A 20,355-nucleotide genomic window follows, 5' to 3' on the forward strand; every position below is an offset into this window, starting at 1 on the left:
GCGAAGCCGGTTCCGCGGCCCTGGCTGGACTAAGAGCTTTCAGTGCACCGTCGCTTACGGCTTACTCCGTTTACAAGAAATAAACCTCCTATGAAAACTCTCAAAACTCCCTTGCTCGCGGCTGGCTTTTTCGTGTTGTCCGCGATGTGGGCTGGCGCGGCCATGGCTGCCGGCCCCTACGCGACGGCCACGGTTGAAGGTGCGCTGGCGCCGGGTGTCTACGGGCGCATCGAAATCGGTAACGCACCGCCCCCGCCGCTGATCTATGCGCAGCCTGTCATCATCCAGCGCCCGGCGGTGGTGATGCAGCAGCAGCCGATGTATCTGCATGTGCCGCCTGGCCATGCCAAAAATGGTCCAAGCATTGCGCCAAATACAACGCCTGCGGCCAGCCGGTGTATTTTGTGAAAGTCAAGGGCGACGATGACTATGAGCGCGGCCACGACAAGCACAAGGAAAAACATAAACACAAAGGCGATAGGGATGACCAGGGGCGAGGCGAGAAGCACGGCCGAGGCCGCGACTGAGCGGCACATGTCGCGGTCTCGCCAAAAAACGCCGGTGCCCGTCACCGGCTTTTTTTTTTTGACTGTTATTCTTGTCGGGAAGACGTCATAAACCCCCGGGCTGGCGCTGCCCATGCCAGGGGGCGTAGCATGGAGCCCTGTTCCCATATTCCCCGATCAATACAGCAGCCTCAACATCAGCATTGAGCAGAAAGAAAGACTTCATGAAAGCCATCTGGAACGGCGCAGTGATTGCGCAAAGCGACGACATCGTGACCATCGAAGGCAACCACTATTTTCCCGAAAGCGCGCTGAACCGCGATTACGTGACCTTCAGCAACCACCACACCATGTGTGCCTGGAAAGGGCAGGCGAGTTATTACTCGCTGCTGGTCAACGGCGAAATGAACACCGATGCCGCCTGGTATTACCCCGATCCCAAACGCGAAGCGGAAGACATCAAGGGCCGCGTCGCGTTCTGGAAGGGTGTGAAGATCGAAGCCTGATTTTTAAGGAGTCCGTGATCATGTTCAAACGCATCCTGTTGCCGGTGGATGGCTCGTCGACATCGCGCACCGCGATCGGCAAAGCCAGCGGACTGGCACAAGCCTTTCAAAGCACAGTGACGGTGATTTACGTGATCAATCCTTATGCCTTCAGCGGCGTGGGCACCGACTTTTCTTATGGCCAGGCGCAATACCTCGATGCCGCCACGGCCGAGGCGCATGACGCGCTGGCCGGCGCCACATTGGTGCTGGAGGCGGCCGGTGTCGCGGTCGAAACCTCCGTTGTCGAAAACCACGTCATTTACCGCGGCATTCTGGAGGCCGCCAGCGCGGCCGGAGCTGACCTGATCGTGATGGGTTCGCACGGTCGCCGCGGGCTGGACAAACTGGTGCTGGGCAGCGTGGCCGCGCAAGTGTTGTCCCATGCCCATCTGCCTATTCTGGTGGTGCGCGACTGAAGCCTTTGGCCCGGCATTCAAGCCGGGTTGAGAGTAAAATCGGCCTCCAGCCCATAGTTTACGGGCGCAAGCAGCTATAAAAACAGTAGCGGAAGGCTAGTCCCTTACGTCAGCCACCGGCTGGCTGCCAAAATCCGGTCTGGCCAGGTAAGCCAGCACCTGGCTGGCCGCGTCTTCCGGTGAACTCAGCAAGCCCTTGTTTTTGAGCTGGAGGAAATTGCCCTGGTCCGGAAACACGGCCGTGTCGGCGCTGCGAAGCTGGACCTGCATGTCGGTGTCTATGATGCCGGGCGCGAGCGAACAGACGGCCGCGCCGTTGGGCTTGAGTGCTTCTTCCAGCGCCAGGCAGCGCGTGAAGTGGTCCATGCCGGCTTTGGCCGCGCAATAGACGGTCTGCGAAGCCATGGGTTTGCGGCCCAGTCCGGATGAAATGTTCAGCACCTTGCGCTTGGCTGACCAGCTTTCGGTGGCGCGCAAAAACGCCGCGCTGAGCTGCATGGGGGCTTCCAGGCCAACACTCAGGGCCTGGCGCAGATCGTCGGCGTCCGCGTCGCTCAAGGGGCTGATACGCGGCACCACGCCGGCATTGTTGATCAACACGGCGCTGGCAAAACCGGCGCTGGCCTGTTCACGCAGCCATTGCTCCAGCCGCGCGCTCAGGTTGACGCTGTTGGCCAGGTCCTCGGGCCATTGCAGCAGGGTCGTGCCGGCCATCTGGGCCTGGGCGGCCAGGGTGTCGTTGGTTTTGCGGGAGATACACAGCAGGGTGTTGCCCGGGATGAGCAACTTCCTGGCCATGGCCAGGCCCATGCCGCGCGAGGCACCGGTCAGGATAAAAAGATGTTGGGTCATGGCTGCCGATATTAACCGGGACGCCAGGGTCTTCTCAGGCCGCGACCACGATAGGGAAGTTGGCCCGCAAGCCGTCGCTGCCCGGCGCAAAAGACACGGTCAGGGCGGCACGGTCGTCGGCGCCCAAGTTGCGCCACAGGAAGTCGCGCACATTGCCGGGGTCGCCCGCGACATACAGCTGGGTGGTCAGCAACTCGCGCTGGCCCAATTTGACCTTGACATGGATATGCGGCGTACGGCCGCTGTAGGCGACCGGGCGGATGGTGCGAAAGCGGTAGCGGCCGTCTGCAGCCACGGTCACGCGGCCAAAACCCTGAAACCGGCTGTCGGCCCTGGCGCCGTCTCCTGGGTGGTGGTAGTGGCCGGTATGGTCGCATTGCCAGATTTCTACCTGCGCGCCGGCCACCGGCTGGCCGGCGAGGTCGCTGACACTGCCTTCGAGCCAGGTGCTTTGGCCGTCCGGATAATTCAGCGCGCCGTTGCGCAGCAGGTCATAGTCAGTGTCTTTCGGAAAAACCACAGGATAAAACGGGCCTTCGGTTTGCGCCGGTGTGGCGCGGCGGCTGGGGGCCGGCTGGGCGCGTGGACCCAGCCACAAAACAGGCGCGACCACCAGGGCTGCCGCCACGCTGCGGCGGCGCAGCAACTGTGGGGGCCGTGCTGAGGAAAGCGGTGTTGGAGAGCGCATCAAAATCCTCCGGTGGTCTGCGTGGGACGCAGCCGGTGTGGCGAAGTTCCCCGGGTTTTTCTCAGAAAGGCGCGGCACTTTCAAACTGCAGCAGCACGCCGCTCACGGGATGGCTCAGGCGCAAGCTGCAGGCATGCAGCAGCAGGCGCTCGGCGCGGGCCTGCACCAGGGCCGGGGCGTACAGCTGGTCGCCGAGGATGGGGTGGCCCAGCGCCTGCAGATGCACACGCAACTGGTGCGAGCGGCCGGTGACGGGCTCCAGCCGCAGCCGGGTGTGGTCGGCCGCTGCGTCGTAATGTTGAATACGCCAGCGTGTTTTGCTGGGTTTACCCAGCAGGGCATCAATCACACGCAGGGGCCGCCGCGGCCAGTCCACCACAATCGGCAAATCAATCAGGCCCCAGCCGTCGTCGCTGGGCTCGGGCGGAGCCAGTTGGCCTTGCACCACCGCTTCATAAGCCTTGTGCACCTGGCGTTCGGCAAAAGCCTGGCTCAGGCTGCGTTGCGCAGCGCGGCTGCGTGCCATCAGCAGCAGGCCCGAGGTCGCCATGTCCAGGCGGTGCACCACCAGCGCATCGGGGTAAAGCTGCTGGACCCGGGTACTCAGGCAATCCTGCTTATCTTCGCCCTTGCCGGGCACCGAGAGCAGGCCGGCGGGTTTGTTCAGCACCAGCAGGCTGTCGTCGGCATGTAGCACCTGCACACCTTCAGGCGTTGCGCCATGACCTGCGAGGTCATTGTTTTGTGATGTAGCGGCCATCATGATTCAGTCATCGGCAAGTTGGAAACCCAAGGAGAAAAAATCATGACAGACGCAGGCGCCATTGCCATGGCATGTGGCTTGATCGTCGGCCTGGGCGCCATTGGCGCCTGCCTGGCCCTGGGCCAGATGGGCGGCCGCTTTCTGGAAAGCTCTGTGCGCCAGCCCGAATTGATGGAGCCGCTGCAGGGCAAGATGTTTTTGCTGGCCGGCTTGATCGACGCCAACTTCCTGATCGGTGTCGGCGTGGCCATGATGATGCTGTTCGCCAACCCGCTCGGCGTCTAGCCTTTGTTTTTCGGCGGCGGGAAGTTGTGCACCGGCGGGCTGGCGCGCCTGACCTCGCGCAGCATGAAGAGGTAAAGGCTTTCGACCTTGTCTCTGGCCCACGGGGTTTTACGCAAAAACTTCAGGCTGGATGCCACGCTGGGATCGCTGGTGAAGCAACGGATGTCTATGCGCTGGCCGAGTTCTTCCCAGCCATAATGCGCCGCCAGTGCGGTGACCATGGCTTCCAGCGTGACGCCGTGCAGCGGGTTGCCGGGCTGTGGCGGGCCCGCTGCTGGCGTGTCGGGCTGCGTCATGCGGCCCGCTTATTTGTTCTTCAGCTTGCCGCGCAAGGGGACTTGCGTGACGATGGTCGGGCGCACCGCGTCAGGCGACACTGCCTTAGGAGGCGAGGTGTCCTTCTTCGGTTTTTTGACCATCTTGTTGTTGTGTGTCTGTCCTTTTGCCATGGTTTTCTCCTGTGGATGCTTGCGGAATGCGTCAATAGGGGATTATCAATGCAACTTGATACGCGGGCGGTGCGCGCGGTCAATCATTTCCGACAAAGTGATGAGCACGGTTTTTTTCCAGCCGCCCAGCGCCAGCTGGTGCTGCTTGTGCAGCCCCCAGTACATCAATTTCGCCAGTTGCCCTTCGATGAAGAAACTGCCCTTGGTCAGGCTGCCCATCAGGCTGCCAACCGAGGAGTATTCGGACAGCGACACCAGCGAGCCCTGGTCCTTGAAGACAAAAGGTGCGACCGCCTCGCCGCGTTGCAGCCGCGGCAGGGCCTGCACCAGGTACATGGCCTGCTGGTAGGCGGCCTGCGCGCGCGGCGGCACCCAGGTGCCGTCCGGCTGTTGGCAGGCGGCGCAGTCGCCAAAGGCAAAAATGCTGGGGTCCAGCGTGCTTTGCAGGTTGCCGTTGACCACCAGCTGGTTGAGCTTGTTGGTTTCCAGCGGCGCGCCGTCGCCCAGGGTGCGCAGGAAATCCCCGGCCTTGACACCGGCGGCCCAGACCGTGAGGCTGGACGAAATCACCTTGCCGCTGGCCATCTTCAGGCTGTCTTCGGTGACTTCCACCACTTTTTCATTGGTGTGGACCTCAATCGCCAGCTTGCGTAATTCGCGCATGGCCGACTCGCTCAGGCGTTCGGGCAACTGCGCCAGCAGACGTGGTGCGGCTTCGATCAGCACGATCTGCAAATCCTTTTCCGGGTGGATGTTGTCAAAGCCGTAGTTGGCCAGCACCCGGGCCGCGGCGTGGAGTTCGGCCGCCAGTTCGACGCCGGTGGCGCCGCCACCGACAATCGCCACCGTCAGGCGGCCGCTGCCGGCGCTGCGCGGCACGGTTTGCGCCCGTATGCAGGCGTTGATCAGGCGGTCGTTGAAACGTTTGGCGGCTTGCGGGCTGTCCAGCTTGATGGTGTGTTCGGCCGCACCCGGCGTGCCGAAGTCATTGGTCTGGCTGCCCACGGCAATCACCAGCGTGTCGTAGGCCAGCTCCTGCGCCGGCGTGATTTCGCGCCCGGCCTCGTCATGGCTGGCCGCCAGCTGCAATGTTTTGGTGTGGCGGTCCAGGCCCACCAGTCGGCCCAGACGGAACTTGAAATGGTTCCAGCGCGCCTGCGCCAGGTACTCGATTTCCTCCGCATGGGTGTCGAAACTGCCGGCGGCCAGCTGGTGCAACAACGGTTTCCACACATGGGTGCGCGCCGCATCGACCAGCGTGATCTCGGCCAGGCCTTTTTTGCCCAGCCGTTTGCCCAGTTGGGTGGCCAGTGCCAGACCGCCTGCGCCTCCCCCGACGATGACGATGCGTTGCATGAGCTTTCTTCCTTGGCGCCAGCGCCAGCAGTGGTGTGATGCCGTCCATGTTAACTGCCGCCGGAACACCACCACGCCGGCGTGAACAAACGGAGGTGGGCATAATCCGGCCATTTTTCACAACGCCAGGAAGCCTCCAACATGCCGCAACTCCATTTCATCCAGCAAGGCCAGGGGCCTACCGTCGTCTTGAGTCACGCCCTGGGCTGCGACCTGCAGATGTGGGACGAGGTCGCCACGGCCCTGCAAGCGCGCTACACCGTGCTGCGTTACGACCACCGCGGCCATGGCCAGTCGCCCGCCAGCAGCGGCGCCTTCAACATGGACGACCTGGCCGATGACGCGGCCGCGCTGATCCGGCAACAGGTCCAGGGCCCGGTGCATTTTGTCGGTCTGTCCATGGGCGGCATGACGGCGCAGGCGCTGGCCGCGCGCCATCCGGCGCTGGTGCGCAGCATCACCGTGGCCAACTCGGCCGCCAGTTACGACGCGGCCGCCAAGGCCGGCTGGCAAACCCGCATCGATACCGTGCTGGCCCAGGGCATGGCGGCGATTGCCGACGGCGCCTTGTTGCGCTGGTTCACGCCTGAGTTTCGCGCGGATGCCCAGGGCAGCTTGCGTGTGGCCGCCCTGCGTGCTGTGTTGCTGGGCACCGCCCCCGTGCCTTACGCCGCCAGTTGTGCGGCCGTGGCCGGCATCGCGCTGGACGAGAGCAATCGCCGCATTACCTGCCCGGCGCTGGTGATTGCCGGCACACGCGACGAGGCCACGCCGCCCGCCTTGTCCGAAGCCATCGCGCGCAACATCCCCGGCGCGCAACTCGCCAGCCTGGACGCTTCCCACCTGAGCGCGGTGGAGCGGCCTGCGGAATTTGCCCAGTTGCTCGCGCGTTTCTTTTCGGCGCACTGAACCCTGGGCGGCCTGCCGCCTAACGCTGTGGTCTGAGCAGGGCCGCAAACTCCTGCGCCGCCAGGCTGCGTGAGGCGCCGCGCCGCCACAAGATGCCCGCGTGCCGCACCATTTGCGGCGAGGTCAGCTGAATGGCGTGCAGGTCTGAGGCCCGTTGCGCCGCCCGCTCGGGCACGATGCAGGCCAGGTCGCCCCAGCGGCAGACATCGATCAGCCCCTCCACCGACTCCATCTCGACCCGCACCAGTGGCACCACCCCGGCCTGGCGCAAGCTGTCGTCGACCATGCGGCGGGTGCTGAAGCTGCGCGGCAGCATGGCCAGCGGCAGTTGCGCCAGGCCTTTCAGCGCCAAGGTGCGCCGGCGCGCCAGCGGATGCTGGCGGTTGACCACCAGTTGCATACGTTCCTCGAACAGGGGTTCGGTCTCGATTTCCTCGCGCTCGCCCGGGTGGAAGGCGATGCCCACGTCCAGCTGGCCCTCGACCAGCAGCTCTTCGATGGGGCCGGCGCGCAGGTCGCGCACCACGATGCTGACCTTGGGGTAAGCCATGCTGAAGGCCGCCACCGTGGCCGGCACCAGGGTATGCAGAAAAGTCGGAATGACCCCCACCGTCAGGGTGCCCGACTGCAGCCCGGTCATGTCGGACAGCGCCATGCGGCCGGCCTCGATTTCCTTCAAGGCTCGCGCGGCATAAATGCGAAACGCCGCGCCGGCCTGTGACAGTTTCAACCCCCGGCCCAGGCGGTCAAACAGCTGGATGTTCAGTTCCTGCTCCAGCTGGCGCAGGCCGTGCGACAGCGTGGACTGCGTGACAAACAGGTTTTGTGCCGACAGCGTGAGGTGTTCGGTCTGTGCGATGTCGAGAAAGTAGCGGAGCTGGCGGATTTCCACGGGGTGGCCTTGTTCGTTCGAAGTTATCGAATGATAAGTCTCAAATAAATCATTTGAACCGCATGGGGAATAAACCTAATCTCAGGTTTCTCGGACGCCCTCAGGCGTTTTTTGAGACGTTTTTTCGACACCCCCGAACCCGCAAGAAAGGTTATCGACGATGCACGGTCGTTTCACAGTAGAACGCATGCAGGCGCGGATTCTCGACATCCCGACCATACGCCCGCACAAGCTCTCGTTCGGCTCCATCAGCCGCCAGAGCCCGGTGATCGTGCAGGTGTGGCTGGCCAACGGCGCCAGCGGTTTCGGCGAGGCGGCCACCATAGGCGGGCCGTCGTGGAACGAGGAGTCGCCAGAAAGCATTCAGCACGCGATCGACAACTACCTGGCGCCTGCCCTCATCGGCCAGGATGCCGGCGGGTTTGAAGCCGCGCTGGCCCGTATGGACAAGGCCTGCAAGGGCAATGCCTTTGCCAAAAGTGCGGTCGAGATGGCGCTGATCGACGCCGTGGCCCGCACGCTGGAACTGCCGGCCTGGCAACTGCTGGGCGGCAAGGTGCACCAGAGTTTGCCTCTGGCCTGGACACTGGCCAGCGGCCATGTCGAGCGCGACCTGGAAGAAGCCCATCGCCGCCTCGAAGAAAAACGCCATCGCATTTTCAAGATGAAGATAGGCGCGCGTGCGCCTGCCGACGACGTGGCCCATGTCACACAAATCGCGCGCGGCCTGCAAGGCAAAGCCACGCTGACCGTGGACGTGAACCAGGCCTGGGACCACAACACCGCCCGCCGTTACCTTCCGCAACTGATTGAGGCCGGCGTGACGCTGATCGAGCAACCCGTGGCCCGCTGGAATGTGGAGGCGCTGAAGGACCTCACGGCCACGCTGCAAGGCGCGCTCGTGATGGCCGACGAAACCGTCTGCACACCGCATGACGCCATGATGCTGGCGCGCGCCAAGGCCAGCCACGTGTTTTCGCTCAAGGTCGCCAAACACGGCGGCCTGATACGCACGCGCCAGGTGGCCGCGGTGGCGGCGGCGGCCGACATCGGCTGGTACGGCGGCACCATGCTGGAGACCTCGCTGGGCAGTGCGGCCTCGGCGCATGTGTTTTCCACACTGACAGGCGCGCACCACGGCTGCGAACTGTTCGGTCCCCAATTGCTGGTGGACGACATCGTCGAGCGACAAATGCCGATTGTTGATTTCGAGCTGCGGCTGCCTGACGGCCCGGGCTTCGGCGTCAACATCGTTCCCGCCCAGCTGGAGCGCTTTGACCGCGCCCGCCAGGGCCTCACCCCCGTGCATGTCGACATGGCTGCACACGCCACCCAAGCCTGAGGAAACCCACCTATGCTGTATCTGGTTCGTATGGATGTGAACATCCCGCGTGATCTGCCGCTCCTGGAAGCCAACGAGATCAAGGCCCGCGAAAAGGCCTATTCCCAGGATTTGCAGCGCGATGGCCGCTGGAAAAGCATCTGGCGTGTGGTCGGTGAATATGCCAACTACAGCATTTTTGATGTGCCGTCCAACGACGAGTTGCACCAGCTGTTGCAAGGCCTGCCGCTGTTCCCCTTCATGAAGATCACAGTCACGCCGCTGGCCGCCCATCCCTCGGCCATTTAAGCCCCACGCACCATCCTTAATTTCTTTTCAAGAGACACTCTGATCATGATGAAACGACACATGCTGGCACTGCTGGCTTCCGGCCTGGCCATCACCGCTTTCCCCTCTGCACATGCCCAGGCGCCATCCGACTGGCCCAACAAACCGATTCGCTGGATTGTTCCTTTCCCGCCCGGTGGCGCCATGGACGCGATCGCCCGTACCCTGGGTGAAAAAGCCGGCAAGGCGCTGGGCCAGCCCTTCGTCATCGAAAACCGCGCCGGCGCGGGCGGCAACATCGGTGCCGACTATGTCGCCAAACAGCCCGGCGACGGTTATACCCTGATGATCACCTCCATCGGCATGGCCACCAACAAGCCGCTGTATGGCAAGCTCAGTTACGACCCGATCAAGGACTTCGCGCCCGTGAGCCTGCTGGCCGTGGTGCCCAATGTGCTGGTCACCAATGCCACGCAGCGCGATGTCAAAACCGTCGCCGACGTGATCGCCGCCGCACGCAAGGAACCCGGCAAGCTGACTTATGCTTCGGCCGGCAATGGCACCTCCATTCACCTGGCCGGTGAAGTGTTCACCTCGCTGGCGAAGATCAACATGATGCACGTGCCCTACAAAGGCAGCGGCCCGGCCGTGTCCGATCTGCTGGGCGGACAGACCAACTACATGTTCGACAGCATCACCTCGGCCCGGCCCCACATCCAGTCGGGCAAGCTGCGCGCCCTGGGCGTGACCACCGCCAAACGTTCCAGCTCTTTGCCTGATGTGCCGACCTTGGCCGAAGCCGGCGTGCCCGGTTACGAGGTTTCGCCCTGGTTCGCCGTGTTCATGCCGGCCTCCACACCCAAAGCCATTGTGAACAAGCTCAATGCTGCTTTGCTGGATGCCATGAAACAGCCCGACGTCGTGGCCCGTTTTGACGCCATAGGCGCCGAAGCCGTGGGTTCCAGCCCTGACGAGCTGGCCAAACACCTGGCCAAAGAGTCGGCACGCTGGAGCAAACTCATCACGGAGCGCGGCATCCACCTGGATTGAGTTGAGTACGAGCCCGTGAGGGCTTGACCGCTTGTTAATACCTGAAGGAGAGACCTCATGTCAGAACTGACAAAAGACCAGTTGCTGGACCTCGTCAACAGCAAGCAGGTTGCCCCCGGCAATGCCCGCGTGCGCCAGCTGACGCAGCGCATCGTGAGCGACCTGTTCAAGGCCATCGATGAGCTCGACGTCACGCCCGACGAGTTCTGGGCGGCGGCCGGCTGGCTGGAGCGCCTGGGCAAAAGTGGCCAGATCGGGCTGATCACGGCCGGCCTGGGTTTTGACCGGCTGCTTGACATCCGTTCGGATGAAGCCGACGAGAAGGCCGGCCGCGCGGCCGGCACACCGCGCGCCATCGAAGGTCCGCTGTTTGTCGCCGGCGCGCCGCTGTCCCAAGGTGAGGTTCGCGTCGATGAGGGTGAGCCCAAGGGCGAGGTGCTGGTGATGGAAGGCCAGGTGCTTGACGTTGACGGCCGTCCCGTGGCCGGCGCGCTGCTCGACGTCTGGCATGCCAACGAGCAGGGCGGTTATTCGCACTTTTTCCCTGGCATGAAACCTTTCGAGCTGCGCCGCCGCATAGCAACCGATGCGCAGGGTCGTTACCGCTTTCGCAGCTACCTGCCGCCAGGTTATGCCATTCCGCCGGACAGCCCGACCTCCGAGTTGTTCGCGGCGCTGGGACGCCATGGCAACCGCCCCGCGCACATCCACTTCCTGCTGGCCGCGCCCGGCATCCGAACGCTGACCACCCAGATCAACATTCCTGGCGATACCTACATCGATGATGACTTTGCCTTCGCCACCCGTGATGGCCTGATCGTCACGCTGGAGCCCAACACCGCAGCGGCCGGCTACGAGTCGCTTGGCGTCACGACACCTTTTACCCGGGTACGTTTCAACTTTGTGGTGCAGAAGGCCTTGAACGAGAGCGAAACAGCGCCCGAAGCACGCATGGGCCGCATCGCGGCCTGATACGCGCTTACCTCGACTGGCCCGCAAGGGCCTTTTTTTGGTTTCAGGCGAGTCGGCCCCGCACCAAGGAGTGGCTGGCCGCTCGCCTGCGGCTTACTTCCAGCGGCGTGACTTCACTGGCCTGGTTGCGCCAATACTGGCGGATATCCGGGGGCTTTCGCAAGACTGAGGGCGCCGATACCTGCTTCACCATTCGCTCTTACCTGGCCACCATGCGCAAACAAGACAAGGCGCTTGCCTGTTTGACTGCCTCGTCAGCGCTTTCAGGGGCCGTTCCATTCAGCCTCAATCGGTGGGCTGACCTGAGTAACTAGCGCCAATGCGCAAACAGGCAGCGGTCTTGCCGCACAATGGGCGCGCACTTGGGCGGTGTGCGCAGCCTACTGCTGCAACTGCACCAGCTCGGTTTCATAACACTGATCGGAGACCCCACTTCATGCATTCCCGCCGCCTCATGCTGGCAACTGCCATTGGCCTCGCCCTGGGATTTTCTGCACCCGCCCACGCAGCCTGGCCCGACAAGCCCATCAAACTCATCGTGCCATTCCCCACAGGCCAAGCCACCGACATCTTTGCCCGCGCCTTGGCCGACCAGCTCGGCCAGCGCCTGGGGCAGGCCGTTATCGTCGAAAACAAGGCCGGTGCTGGCAGCAACATCGGCAGCGAATTTGTGGTGCGCTCGGCGCCCGATGGCTATACGCTGCTCGTGGCGGGCAGTGCGATGGCGGTGAACCAGACGCTCTACAAAAAAGTGAGCTTCGACCCTAGCAAAGAACTCGTGGGGATCTCGATGATCGCCAAGGTACCGCTGATCTTCCTGGCCACGCCGGGTTCTGGCATCACGTCCATCAAGCAGCTGCTGGAGCAGGCCAAGGCAGCACCCGGGCGCCTGAACTACGCCAGTGCCGGCATTGGCGGCACCCAGCACCTTTCGGGCGAAATGTTGAAAACCCGGGCCGGCGTGTTCATCACGCACATCCCGTACCGGGGCAGCGGCCCGGCACAGGCCGATTTTCTGGGCGAGCAAGTGCCGCTGATGGTGGACTCCGTCACCGCCGCCTTGCCCCATATCCAGTCCAAACGCGCCGTGCCGCTGGCCGTTACGTCGGCCCAGCGCTCGTCACAACTGCCCAACGTGCCCACGATGCAGGAAAGCGGCGTGCCCGCCTTCAAGAACTTTGAGGCCGTGGGCTGGCTGGGCCTCATGGCCCCCAAGGGCACGCCAGCCGAGATCACCCAGCGGCTGAACCGCGAAGTCGTGGATCTACTGCGCGGCGAGCAGCTTGCGCGCTTCATCCGCGAGCGGGGCTCTGAGCCCGCACCCACCACTGGCCCTGAGTTTGACCGCTTCATTGCCAGCGAAATTCGCCAATGGGGCGCGGCGGTGAAGGCATCTGGCGCAACCGTGGACTGATCCGCTTGGAGGCACCCCAGGGTCCTGGAGCTCTACCGGAGCGCCCTGGGCGGCTTCCGGATGATAGACGTGGCCTCACAAGACGATGCCATCGCCTGGGCCGGGTGCTGCCCCGCCGCGGCCAACGAAGTGATCGAAGTGCGCCGCAGGTACACGACCACGACCTCTTGCGCAGGGGTGAGTGTGGTCTGCAGGCGCTGCGCCGTGTGGGCGCGATCGGTAAAGACCTCACGCTTCTTCCACTTGTGTCGCCTTTTTAGTGATAAAAAGTGCCGCCAGCCCAAGAAGGACGGGCACAAGCAGCTATCGAAAGATGAGCGAACGCTTGGCCCGCGGCAAGCACGGGGCGCTGTTAAGCTTCAGCCCCCATGTTGACTCCGACCTTTAAAGACCTGACCCGCCAGCGCGCCTTCATGCGTTTCTGGTTCGCGCGCCTGTTCGGCACCACCGGCAACCAGATGCTGATGGTGGCCGTGGGCTGGCAAATGTATGAGCTGACCGGCAGCGCCTGGGACCTGGGGCTGGTCGGGCTGTATCAGTTTGCGCCGGCGCTGCTGCTCACGCTGGTCGCCGGCCATGTCGCCGACCGGGTGCACCGCGGCCGCATCATTGCCGCCTGCCTCGTTGGCCAAACCGCCGTGGCACTGAGCCTGGTCGCCGCCACGCAGGGTTGGGGCGGGTCCGCCAGTTGGGCCTCGCGCGAGTTGCTGCTGGGCCTGTCGGTGATGCTGGGTGTGGGCCGCGCCTTCCAGATGCCGGCGCAGCAGGCACTCACCCCCCCTGCTGGTGCCCAAGGCCTTGTTTCCGCGTGCCATGGCTTTCAGCTCGGCCGGCATGCAGGCCGCCGTGATTGGTGGTCCCGCTTTAGGCGGCGTGATTTTTGTGGCCGGTGCCTCGGCGGTCTGCGCCACCTGTGCTTTTCTTTTTGCCACCGGCTGCGTGCTGGTCGCGCTGCTGCGTTACGAGCATGTGCCGTTGCCGCGTGAGCCGGTCTCGTTGCGCAGCCTGCTGGCCGGCGCGGCCTTTGTCTGGCAGCGCAAGGCCTTGCTCGGGGCCGTGTCGCTGGACCTGTTTGCGGTCTTGCTGGGCGGCGCCGTGGCGCTGTTGCCGATTTACGCCAAGGACATCCTGCATGTCGGGCCCTGGGGCCTGGGGCTGCTGCGCGCGGCGCCGGCGGCCGGTGCCTTGCTGGCTTCGGTGCTGCTGACACGCTGGCCACTGAGTCGGCGCGTCGGGCCCACCATGCTGGCCGCGGTGGCGGTGTTTGGCGTGTGTATGGTGGTGTTTGGCCTGTCCACCAGTTTTTTGCTCTCGCTGGGCGTGCTGGCTGTTTCAGGCAGTGCCGACATGGTGAGTGTGGTGGTGCGCCAGACCCTGGTGCAGATCGAAACCCCAGACGCCATGCGTGGCCGCGTCAGTGCCATCAACTCGGTGTTCATAGGCGCGTCCAACCAGCTTGGCGAGTTTGAATCCGGCGCCACGGCGGCCCTGCTGGGGCCGGTGGGTTCGGTGGTGGTGGGCGGCATAGGGACCGTGCTGGTGGCGGCCTTGTGGTTCAAGGCCTTCCCGCAACTGGCGCAGCGCGACCGCATGATGGACTGAACGTGGACCCCACGGTCAGTCACCACACGCAAGCACTCCCCTCCTATTTGTTCTGGTTGGCACGTATGCGGTTGACTTCCAGCGTCGTGACTTCGCTGGCCTGGTTGCGCCAGGACTGGCGGATATGGGTGAGCACGGCGGCAATGTCGCTGTCGTTCAGCACCAGCACAAAAGGCGGCATGCCAAAGGGCCGGGGATTGCCTTCGGTGGCCGGCGCAAAGCCGCCGTTCAGCACGATCTGTACCAGGTTGGCGGTCGAAGGCATGGTCACGGCGCGGTTGCCCGACAGCGCCGGGTAGGCATTAGGCACGCCCTGGCCCTTGTCGCCGTGGCACTGGGCGCAGTGTTGCTCGTAGAGCTTGGCGCCGCGTGCCTGCACGTTGGCGGCGGCGGGCAGGGCCATGGGTTTGGCCGCGTTGTCTGACGCGGGCGCCAACTCTTTCAAAAACTGCGCCATCGCGCCCAGGTCGGCATCGTTCAGGTATTGGGTGCTGCGCAGCACCACTTCGGCCATGGGGCCGGCGGTCGAGGCGCGGGGGGAGACGCCGGTTTTCAACAGGCTGACGATATGCTGGCGGTCCCAGTCACCGACACCGGCTTCGAAGGGCGAGGTCAACGAAGGGGCGTACCAGTTTTGCATGGGGATCAGGCCGCCGGCCAGGTCCAGGCCTTCGTCGCTGGCGCCCATCACGTTGCGCGCCGTGTGGCAGGCGGCGCAATGGCCCAGGCCCTTGACCAGGTAGGCGCCGCGGTTCCACTCGGCGCTGCGGCTGGTGTCGGGCTGGTAGACGCCGGGGCTGAAAAACAGCGCACGCCACACCGCCAGTGCGGCTTGCGACTGGTAGGGGAAACGCAGGCCGTGCGGCTGGTTGCTTTGCGCCACGGCGGGCAGGCTGCCCAGGTAGGCAAACAAGGCATCCGAGTCTTCGCGCGTGACCTGGGTGTAGCTCGGGTAGGGGAAGGCCGGGTACAGCAGGCGGCCGTCTTTGGAGCGGCCGTTGTGCATGGCGCGCCAGAAGTGTGCGGGCGACCAGCTGCCTATGCCGGTTTTTTCGTCGGGGGTGAGGTTGGAGGTGTAGACGGTGCCAAAGGGCGTGGCAATGCCGCGTCCGCCCGCATAACTGGCGCCGCCGCGTGCGGTGTGGCAGGTCATGCAGTTGCCGGCACGCGCCAGGTAGGCGCCGCGCGCAATCAGGGTGTCGCTGGGCGCGGCTGCGGCCACCGGGGTTTTGACATTCACTTCGTCGCGCACATTGAGCGACCAGACCAGCGCGGTCAGGGCTGCGAGCAGCAGGAGGGCGCCCAGCGCCCATTTCAAAAGTTTGTTCATGGCTGGGTTTTTAATGCGGCGGCGGGCGCACTGCCGCAGGTCATGGCGATGCTGCCTGGCACAGGCGCGGGCAGGCTGGTGGCGGGATGGGTGCTGGCCGGCAGGGCTTGGGCCGACAGCCAATGGGAGACGGCGTTGATGTCGTCCAGGCTCAGCCGATCCACCACCTCTTTCATGCAGTCCGGTGCGTGGGCGCGGCGCTGGCCGGCTTTCCAGGCACCGAGCTGGGCATTGAGGTAGTCGCGCGGCAAACCCAGCAGGCCGGGAATGTTGGGCGCCACGCCGGTCATGGCCTGGCCGTGGCATTGCACACAGGCCGGGACACGGCGCGCGGCATCCCCTTCCAGCACCAGGCGCTGGCCCTGGCGCAACACCTCAGCCGAGGTCTTGCCGGGCGCGGGTGCCGGGTAAGGCACGTCCAGCTGCGAGAAGTACGTGGCGATTTCCATCAGGTAGGCATCGCTCAAGGGTTCCAGCAGTTGCGTCATCAGCCCGTAGTGGCGCCGTCCGTCGCGGAAGTTGAGCAACTGGTTGTACAGATAACCCGCCGGTTTGCCGGCCAGGCGCGGGTAATAACCGTCCGGTGCGGCGCGGCCTTGCGGGCCATGGCAGGCGGTGCAGGCCATGGCGCGCTGGGCGATGGTGTTTTCAAAAGGGGCGGGGCTCGCCGCAACAGCCGGGCTGGCGGCCCAAGCCATCAGGCAGGCCAGCAAGCCGGGCACGGCCGAGCGTCGTGCAAAAGAAAAAATTGTTGCCATAAGCCTGAATCATGCGCCACAAGTGCCGCCAGGGTAAGACTCAGATGAGATGTAAAAAACCATATCAGATGCTTAATTTTTGAAAATTACAATATCAGATTTTCCCGAGCCTGGCGGGCTGGCGGGACAGCACATGGCGAAAGCTCAATGAAACGTTACGAACAACTGGTGGAACTGCTGGCCACCGACATCCGCAACGGGCGCCTTGCGCCGGGCACCCGTTTGCCCTCGATCCGCACCATCACGGCCCAGCACGGCCTGAGTGCGTCCACGGCTTTCAAAGCTTATTACCGGCTGGAAGAAAAAGGCCTGGTGCGGGCCCGTCCGCGCTCGGGTTATTACGTCATCGGTCCGGCCAGCCAGCCGCTGGCGACCTCGGTCGCGGCGGCCAAAACGTCAGCCCGCGTCGCGCCCCGGCTGGATATCAGCGAGCTGGTGTTTTCGGTGCTGGGTGCGGTGCAGGACGCCGACATCGTGCCGCTGGGCTCGGCTTTTCCAGCGACCGAGCTGTTTCCCTTGCAGCGCCTGGGCAAGTCGCTGGCGCGCTCGGCGCCGCGTATGCATGGTCAGGACATGGTGGCGCACCTGCCGCAGGGTCACCCGGCCTTGCGCCAGCAAATTGCGCTGCGTTACCTGGCCATGGGTTTGTCCCAGCCGGCGGACGACCTGATCATCACCAGCGGCGCGCTGGAAGCGCTCAACCTCTGCCTGGCGGCGGTGGCCCAGCCGGGCGACCTGGTGGCGATCGAGTCGCCCGGTTTTTATGCGGGTTTGCAGGCGCTGGAACGCTTGAAGATGAAAGCACTGGAGATCCCCGTGCATCCGCAGGACGGGCTGGACCTGGCCGCGCTGGAAGCCGCGCTCAAGCAGCATCCGGTCAAGGCCTGCTGGTTCATGACCTCGTTCCAGAACCCCACGGGTGCCAGCCTGCCGCTGGAGAAAAAGCAGGCGCTGGTGGCGCTGTTGGCCGGCCATGGCATTCCGCTGATCGAAGACGATGTGTATGGCGAGTTGTATTCGGCCACCGTGCGCCGCTGCCCGCCAAGGCCTTCGACCGCAAAGGCCTGGTGATGCATTGCAGCTCTTTCAGCAAAACGCTTGCGCCGGGTTACCGCGTGGGCTGGGTGTCGCCCGGTCGGTTTGGCCAGCAAATCGAACGCCTCAAACTCATGACCACCTTGTCGGCCAGCCTGCCGGCGCAACTGGCCCTGGCCGACTATTTGCAGCATGGCGGCTACGACAAACATCTGCGCAAGTTGCGCCACGCCATGGAGTCGCAGCTGTCCAGCCTGCTGGCGGCGATTGCGCGTTATTTCCCGCCGGGTGTGCGTGTCTCGCGGCCGGCGGGCAGTTATTTTGTCTGGGTGGCGTTTGATCCCGGTTTTGATGCGCTGGCCCTGCACCAGGCGGCGTTGTTGCACGGCATCAGCGTGGCGCCCGGGCCGATATTTTCAGCACGGCGCAATTACCGGCATTGCCTGCGCCTGAACTGCGGCCACCCCTGGAGTCCGCGTTTTGAAGCGGCCATGTCAACCCTGGGCACCTTGGCCGCACAGCAAAGTCCGTACGCGGCGGTGGGCTGAACTCAGGCGCTTCGGACTGGGCGCTCCGGCCGCCAGTGCGCGGTGGCCTGTTGCAGCAAGCGCTCACGCTGCTCGGCCTGCGGCAGCCAGCCGGGCGCGGCAAACGCGACCCGGGTGAGGAAGTCCAGCAGGTCGGCATGACGGCGCAACACCCGTTGGGTGCGGTGCGCCTTGATGGGGTTGAAGATGCCGTGTTTGGACAAAAGCTGGCGCGGATTTTTGCGTATCCACAACCACGAGCCCAGCTCCAGCGTCATCGGCAAAAACACATGGCCGGCCGGCGTGTGCTCGTAGGCATGGTCCCAGAGGTCGCCATGTAACAGGTACTGCTTGCTTTGGGGCTCGAAGCGGTAGTCGTGGTGCGGGTGCGACTGCATCAACATCGTTTTGAGCAGCCACATCTCGGGCAGATGCGGCATCAGGCGGCGGGTTTTGGCATAGGGAAACCAGAGGCTGTCACTGAAGCCGTAACCCGAATGGCAATCCAGCGCCAGGCTGAAAGGCCGGCAGGCCAGTTGTTCGCGCACCACCTGCAGCAGGGCCGCACTTTCGGTTTCCAGGGGCGCGCCGGGCCGGCCGCAATACCAGGGCAGCCAGGGGCTCCAGGTTTGCCCGCCGGCCAGAAAAGGCACGGGGCGTTCGGCCCGGTGCGGCGCATTACGCATCAGGTCCACGCCGCGCGGATTCGCACGTTGCTGTGCCCACATGCCGCCGGGGTTGACGATGGGCATGAAGACCAGCCGGATTTTTTGCAGTTGCTGCAGCAGCAGCGTGTCCCAGGCCAGGCGGAACAGCAGGGCACGCAGGTAATGCAGGATCAGTTGTGAGCCTATACGTTCCAGGCCGTGGATGCCGCCGAAAAAACCAACGGCCGGCGCGTGGGGGTCGCGTGAGCCGATGCTGGCGGTATAGACCGGAAACGAGGGGCCGGCGGTGTGCACCTCGGCCACTTCATGTATCTCCAGATGTGCCGCGCCGGCCAGCAACAAGGCCTTGAAGTCTTCGTGTTCGGCAAAGGTTGCCGCAGCGTCGGGGGTGCGGGACAAGCGGTGGGCGTCGGCAAGAGATGGCGAATCATGCATGGGGCCATCCTTGCAGGCTTGTGTGACAAATCACTGCATACCCGAAGGTGCTATGAAAAATAGAGCTGCTTGCGCCCGTCCTTCCTGGGCTGGCGCCTGTTTTTACTTGTAATTAAAGGGCCGGCAGCGCAATCACTAGGTCCGACAGCGGGTAGGCGACGCAGGGCAGGATGTAGCCCTCGCGTTTTTCGTCGGCGCTCAGGCCCGGCCACTCGATTCGGTAGTTCACTTGTCCACTCTCCAGGAGGCAGATACAGCTGCGGCAGGTGCCATTGCGGCAGGAACTGCCGAGCTCAATCCCGGCTTGTTGCGCCGACAACAGCAACGGCTGCGAGGCCGGGGCGGCAAACCGCTGTCCTTGCGGCTTGAGCCGGGCCTGAAAAGTGGGGTCAAGAGGGGCAGCAGACATGGGTCGAGTTTAGGTGCGTCCGGCGGGAAGGCCTGATCTTGAAAACATTGAAAGTAAGTCCTTGTGGTTACTTCTTGCCTGTATCTCAGCGCGATGTTAGGTCGATAAGGCGTCAATTTGGTGCATTTATCCGACGATGGACCAGAGAAGGACTTCGCTAAATTTTGCTATGCGCGCTTGCGGGCGCATGCACCGACTGACAGCAGAACCTTGGCAGCGGCGTGAGTGGGGGGCAACGCCGGGCATCTGGCGTGGTGAACAACAAGAGACAAAAACATGTCCTGGCTGGATGCCGGCCGGGCCACGATTATTCAACCGGGGGTGCATATGCACACGATAACAAAGACCTCCCAAGCTGCTGCGGTCGCCGCGGCAGTATCGGGCGTTTCAACGACCAAGTCACTGGAATTCCTGGCCTTCACGCTGGGGCAGGAAGAGTACGGCATCGATATCCAGAAGGTGCAGGAGTTGCGCGGCTACGACGCGGTGACGCGTATCGCCAATGCGCCGGAACACATCAAGGGCGTGATCAATCTGCGCGGCATCATCGTGCCCATCATAGATATGCGCATCAAGTTCAAGCTGGGCACGCCAACCTACGACCAGTTCACGGTCGTGATTATTCTGAACATCGCCAGCCGGGTCATGGGCATGGTGGTGGACAGCGTCTCTGACGTGATCACCCTGACGCCGGAGCAGGTCAAGCCCGCCCCGAGATGGGGTCTGTGCTGGACACCGACTACCTGATTGGCCTGGGCACGCTCGACGAACGCATGCTGATCCTGGTCGATCTGGACCGCCTCATGACCAGCGATGACATGGGCCTGGCCGAGATGGCCTCCGCCTGAAAACCTCCCACGCCTTATCTGCCCAACTATTCAA

General features: G+C 63.8%; 21 protein-coding genes and 4 pseudogenes. 13 read left to right on the forward strand and 12 right to left on the reverse strand.

Features of this window, described 5'->3' with window-relative positions; all coding sequences use genetic code 11:
- Positions 1-90 precede the first annotated feature (90 nt).
- From ACHMXK_RS06590 to ACHMXK_RS06600, 3 genes are all read left to right on the forward strand, one after another.
- On the forward strand, positions 91-408 hold the full coding sequence (locus ACHMXK_RS06590; protein WP_397438750.1) for a hypothetical protein: 318 nt from the start codon (positions 91-93) through the stop codon (positions 406-408).
- Between the two features lie 322 nt (positions 409-730).
- On the forward strand, positions 731-1,012 hold the full coding sequence (locus tag ACHMXK_RS06595) for a DUF427 domain-containing protein (protein WP_318407421.1): 282 nt from the start codon (positions 731-733) through the stop codon (positions 1,010-1,012).
- A gap of 20 nt (positions 1,013-1,032) precedes the next feature.
- Complete coding sequence (locus ACHMXK_RS06600; RefSeq protein WP_397438753.1) at positions 1,033-1,470, forward strand: universal stress protein; 438 nt, start codon at positions 1,033-1,035, stop codon at positions 1,468-1,470.
- 96 nt (positions 1,471-1,566) lie between these two features.
- Here ACHMXK_RS06600 and ACHMXK_RS06605 read toward each other — a convergent pair whose 3' ends face one another.
- The 3 genes from ACHMXK_RS06605 to ACHMXK_RS06615 form a co-directional block, all read right to left on the reverse strand.
- Positions 1,567-2,322: an SDR family NAD(P)-dependent oxidoreductase gene (locus tag ACHMXK_RS06605; protein WP_397438755.1), complete on the reverse strand. Its 756-nt coding sequence runs from the start codon at positions 2,320-2,322 to the stop codon at positions 1,567-1,569.
- 34 nt (positions 2,323-2,356) lie between these two features.
- Positions 2,357-3,010, reverse strand: coding sequence for an intradiol ring-cleavage dioxygenase (locus tag ACHMXK_RS06610; RefSeq protein ID WP_397438757.1), 654 nt, complete (start codon positions 3,008-3,010; stop codon positions 2,357-2,359).
- 61 nt (positions 3,011-3,071) lie between these two features.
- Positions 3,072-3,773, reverse strand: a complete 702-nt coding sequence (locus ACHMXK_RS06615) for an RluA family pseudouridine synthase (protein ID WP_397438759.1) — start codon at positions 3,771-3,773, stop codon at positions 3,072-3,074.
- Positions 3,774-3,815: 42 nt separating this feature from the next.
- Between ACHMXK_RS06615 and atpE the strand changes: the two genes are divergently transcribed.
- Entirely contained in the window at positions 3,816-4,058 is a 243-nt protein-coding gene (gene atpE, locus ACHMXK_RS06620; protein ID WP_397438761.1) for a F0F1 ATP synthase subunit C, read from the forward strand.
- On the opposite strand, the gene ACHMXK_RS06625 is transcribed toward atpE, so the two are convergent.
- The 3 genes from ACHMXK_RS06625 to ACHMXK_RS06635 are packed head-to-tail and all read right to left on the reverse strand — an operon-like array spanning position 4,055 to position 5,863.
- Positions 4,055-4,354, reverse strand: coding sequence for a VF530 family DNA-binding protein (locus tag ACHMXK_RS06625; RefSeq protein ID WP_397438763.1), 300 nt, complete (start codon positions 4,352-4,354; stop codon positions 4,055-4,057). The two genes, atpE and ACHMXK_RS06625, sit on opposite strands and share 4 nt — an antisense overlap.
- Positions 4,355-4,363: 9 nt before the next feature.
- Positions 4,364-4,507 carry a hypothetical protein gene (locus ACHMXK_RS06630; RefSeq protein ID WP_296919225.1) on the reverse strand — a complete coding sequence of 48 codons (144 nt, stop codon included), beginning with the start codon at positions 4,505-4,507 and terminating at the stop codon, positions 4,364-4,366.
- A 45-nt stretch (positions 4,508-4,552) separates the two neighbouring features.
- A complete protein-coding gene (locus ACHMXK_RS06635) occupies positions 4,553-5,863 on the reverse strand; it encodes an NAD(P)/FAD-dependent oxidoreductase (protein WP_397438765.1) in 1,311 nt (436 codons plus the stop codon).
- Between the two features lie 141 nt (positions 5,864-6,004).
- Here ACHMXK_RS06635 and ACHMXK_RS06640 point away from each other — a divergent pair, with 141 nt between their 5' ends.
- The gene (locus tag ACHMXK_RS06640; protein WP_397438767.1) at positions 6,005-6,772 is read left to right on the forward strand and encodes an alpha/beta fold hydrolase; all 768 of its coding nucleotides are present in this window, start codon (positions 6,005-6,007) and stop codon (positions 6,770-6,772) included.
- Positions 6,773-6,791: 19 nt separating this feature from the next.
- On the opposite strand, the gene cynR is transcribed toward ACHMXK_RS06640, so the two are convergent.
- Positions 6,792-7,664, reverse strand: coding sequence for a transcriptional regulator CynR (cynR, locus tag ACHMXK_RS06645; RefSeq protein ID WP_397438769.1), 873 nt, complete (start codon positions 7,662-7,664; stop codon positions 6,792-6,794).
- Positions 7,665-7,824: 160 nt separating this feature from the next.
- Between cynR and ACHMXK_RS06650 the strand changes: the two genes are divergently transcribed.
- The 5 genes from ACHMXK_RS06650 (at position 7,825) to ACHMXK_RS06670 (ending at position 12,709) form a co-directional block, all read left to right on the forward strand.
- Positions 7,825-9,006: a muconate/chloromuconate family cycloisomerase gene (locus ACHMXK_RS06650; RefSeq protein WP_397438771.1), complete on the forward strand. Its 1,182-nt coding sequence runs from the start codon at positions 7,825-7,827 to the stop codon at positions 9,004-9,006.
- A gap of 12 nt (positions 9,007-9,018) precedes the next feature.
- On the forward strand, positions 9,019-9,294 hold the full coding sequence (catC, locus tag ACHMXK_RS06655) for a muconolactone Delta-isomerase (protein ID WP_397438773.1): 276 nt from the start codon (positions 9,019-9,021) through the stop codon (positions 9,292-9,294).
- Positions 9,295-9,342: 48 nt separating this feature from the next.
- On the forward strand, positions 9,343-10,323 hold the full coding sequence (locus tag ACHMXK_RS06660) for a Bug family tripartite tricarboxylate transporter substrate binding protein (protein WP_397442460.1): 981 nt from the start codon (positions 9,343-9,345) through the stop codon (positions 10,321-10,323).
- 57 nt (positions 10,324-10,380) lie between these two features.
- Complete coding sequence (locus ACHMXK_RS06665; RefSeq protein WP_397438775.1) at positions 10,381-11,295, forward strand: dioxygenase; 915 nt, start codon at positions 10,381-10,383, stop codon at positions 11,293-11,295.
- 436 nt (positions 11,296-11,731) lie between these two features.
- The gene (locus tag ACHMXK_RS06670; protein WP_397438777.1) at positions 11,732-12,709 is read left to right on the forward strand and encodes a Bug family tripartite tricarboxylate transporter substrate binding protein; all 978 of its coding nucleotides are present in this window, start codon (positions 11,732-11,734) and stop codon (positions 12,707-12,709) included.
- A 122-nt stretch (positions 12,710-12,831) separates the two neighbouring features.
- Here ACHMXK_RS06670 and ACHMXK_RS06675 read toward each other — a convergent pair.
- A pseudogene (locus ACHMXK_RS06675) lies at positions 12,832-12,957 on the reverse strand (IS481 family transposase); the annotation flags it as partial.
- 165 nt (positions 12,958-13,122) lie between these two features.
- Between ACHMXK_RS06675 and ACHMXK_RS06680 the strand changes: the two are divergent.
- A pseudogene (locus ACHMXK_RS06680) lies at positions 13,123-14,311 on the forward strand (MFS transporter).
- Positions 14,312-14,354: 43 nt separating this feature from the next.
- Here ACHMXK_RS06680 and ACHMXK_RS06685 read toward each other — a convergent pair.
- Both ACHMXK_RS06685 and ACHMXK_RS06690 read right to left on the reverse strand, forming a co-directional pair.
- A complete protein-coding gene (locus ACHMXK_RS06685) occupies positions 14,355-15,641 on the reverse strand; it encodes a c-type cytochrome (protein ID WP_397438779.1) in 1,287 nt (428 codons plus the stop codon).
- A complete protein-coding gene (locus tag ACHMXK_RS06690) occupies positions 15,638-16,399 on the reverse strand; it encodes a c-type cytochrome (RefSeq protein WP_397438781.1) in 762 nt (253 codons plus the stop codon). The genes ACHMXK_RS06685 and ACHMXK_RS06690 overlap by 4 nt, the downstream gene beginning before the upstream one ends.
- A 147-nt stretch (positions 16,400-16,546) precedes the next feature.
- Here ACHMXK_RS06690 and ACHMXK_RS06695 point away from each other — a divergent pair.
- A pseudogene (locus tag ACHMXK_RS06695) lies at positions 16,547-17,982 on the forward strand (PLP-dependent aminotransferase family protein).
- A gap of 2 nt (positions 17,983-17,984) precedes the next feature.
- Here ACHMXK_RS06695 and ACHMXK_RS06700 read toward each other — a convergent pair.
- Both ACHMXK_RS06700 and ACHMXK_RS06705 read right to left on the reverse strand, forming a co-directional pair.
- Positions 17,985-19,064 (reverse strand): M14 family zinc carboxypeptidase, encoded by a 1,080-nt coding sequence (locus ACHMXK_RS06700; RefSeq protein WP_397438783.1) that lies wholly within the window; start codon positions 19,062-19,064, stop codon positions 17,985-17,987.
- Positions 19,065-19,176: 112 nt separating this feature from the next.
- Positions 19,177-19,473 carry a 2Fe-2S iron-sulfur cluster-binding protein gene (locus ACHMXK_RS06705; protein ID WP_397438785.1) on the reverse strand — a complete coding sequence of 99 codons (297 nt, stop codon included), beginning with the start codon at positions 19,471-19,473 and terminating at the stop codon, positions 19,177-19,179.
- 327 nt (positions 19,474-19,800) lie between these two features.
- Here ACHMXK_RS06705 and ACHMXK_RS06710 point away from each other — a divergent pair.
- Positions 19,801-20,321, forward strand: a pseudogene (locus tag ACHMXK_RS06710) (chemotaxis protein CheW).
- Positions 20,322-20,355: the final 34 nt, after the last annotated feature.

The sequence above is a fragment of the Polaromonas sp. UC242_47 genome (assembly GCF_044452385.1).
Classification (GTDB): Bacteria; Pseudomonadota; Gammaproteobacteria; order Burkholderiales; family Burkholderiaceae_C; genus Polaromonas.

What these genes read in the sequence shown, in the direction of transcription:
- ACHMXK_RS06595 (WP_318407421.1), top strand. Translation starts at nt 731, where the DNA reads ATGAAAGCCATCTGGAACGGCGCAGTGATTGCGCAAAGCGACGACATC.
- ACHMXK_RS06660 (WP_397442460.1), top strand. Translation starts at nt 9,343, where the DNA reads ATGAAACGACACATGCTGGCACTGCTGGCTTCCGGCCTGGCCATCACC.
- catC (WP_397438773.1), top strand. Translation starts at nt 9,019, where the DNA reads ATGCTGTATCTGGTTCGTATGGATGTGAACATCCCGCGTGATCTGCCG.
- ACHMXK_RS06615 (WP_397438759.1), bottom strand. Translation starts at nt 3,773, where the DNA reads ATGATGGCCGCTACATCACAAAACAATGACCTCGCAGGTCATGGCGCA.
- ACHMXK_RS06685 (WP_397438779.1), bottom strand. Translation starts at nt 15,641, where the DNA reads ATGAACAAACTTTTGAAATGGGCGCTGGGCGCCCTCCTGCTGCTCGCA.
- ACHMXK_RS06625 (WP_397438763.1), bottom strand. Translation starts at nt 4,354, where the DNA reads ATGACGCAGCCCGACACGCCAGCAGCGGGCCCGCCACAGCCCGGCAAC.
- ACHMXK_RS06665 (WP_397438775.1), top strand. Translation starts at nt 10,381, where the DNA reads ATGTCAGAACTGACAAAAGACCAGTTGCTGGACCTCGTCAACAGCAAG.
- ACHMXK_RS06635 (WP_397438765.1), bottom strand. Translation starts at nt 5,863, where the DNA reads ATGCAACGCATCGTCATCGTCGGGGGAGGCGCAGGCGGTCTGGCACTG.
- ACHMXK_RS06670 (WP_397438777.1), top strand. Translation starts at nt 11,732, where the DNA reads ATGCATTCCCGCCGCCTCATGCTGGCAACTGCCATTGGCCTCGCCCTG.
- ACHMXK_RS06690 (WP_397438781.1), bottom strand. Translation starts at nt 16,399, where the DNA reads ATGGCAACAATTTTTTCTTTTGCACGACGCTCGGCCGTGCCCGGCTTG.
- ACHMXK_RS06590 (WP_397438750.1), top strand. Translation starts at nt 91, where the DNA reads ATGAAAACTCTCAAAACTCCCTTGCTCGCGGCTGGCTTTTTCGTGTTG.
- ACHMXK_RS06650 (WP_397438771.1), top strand. Translation starts at nt 7,825, where the DNA reads ATGCACGGTCGTTTCACAGTAGAACGCATGCAGGCGCGGATTCTCGAC.
- ACHMXK_RS06605 (WP_397438755.1), bottom strand. Translation starts at nt 2,322, where the DNA reads ATGACCCAACATCTTTTTATCCTGACCGGTGCCTCGCGCGGCATGGGC.
- ACHMXK_RS06610 (WP_397438757.1), bottom strand. Translation starts at nt 3,010, where the DNA reads ATGCGCTCTCCAACACCGCTTTCCTCAGCACGGCCCCCACAGTTGCTG.
- ACHMXK_RS06700 (WP_397438783.1), bottom strand. Translation starts at nt 19,064, where the DNA reads ATGCATGATTCGCCATCTCTTGCCGACGCCCACCGCTTGTCCCGCACC.
- ACHMXK_RS06600 (WP_397438753.1), top strand. Translation starts at nt 1,033, where the DNA reads ATGTTCAAACGCATCCTGTTGCCGGTGGATGGCTCGTCGACATCGCGC.
- ACHMXK_RS06705 (WP_397438785.1), bottom strand. Translation starts at nt 19,473, where the DNA reads ATGTCTGCTGCCCCTCTTGACCCCACTTTTCAGGCCCGGCTCAAGCCG.
- ACHMXK_RS06640 (WP_397438767.1), top strand. Translation starts at nt 6,005, where the DNA reads ATGCCGCAACTCCATTTCATCCAGCAAGGCCAGGGGCCTACCGTCGTC.
- ACHMXK_RS06630 (WP_296919225.1), bottom strand. Translation starts at nt 4,507, where the DNA reads ATGGCAAAAGGACAGACACACAACAACAAGATGGTCAAAAAACCGAAG.
- atpE (WP_397438761.1), top strand. Translation starts at nt 3,816, where the DNA reads ATGACAGACGCAGGCGCCATTGCCATGGCATGTGGCTTGATCGTCGGC.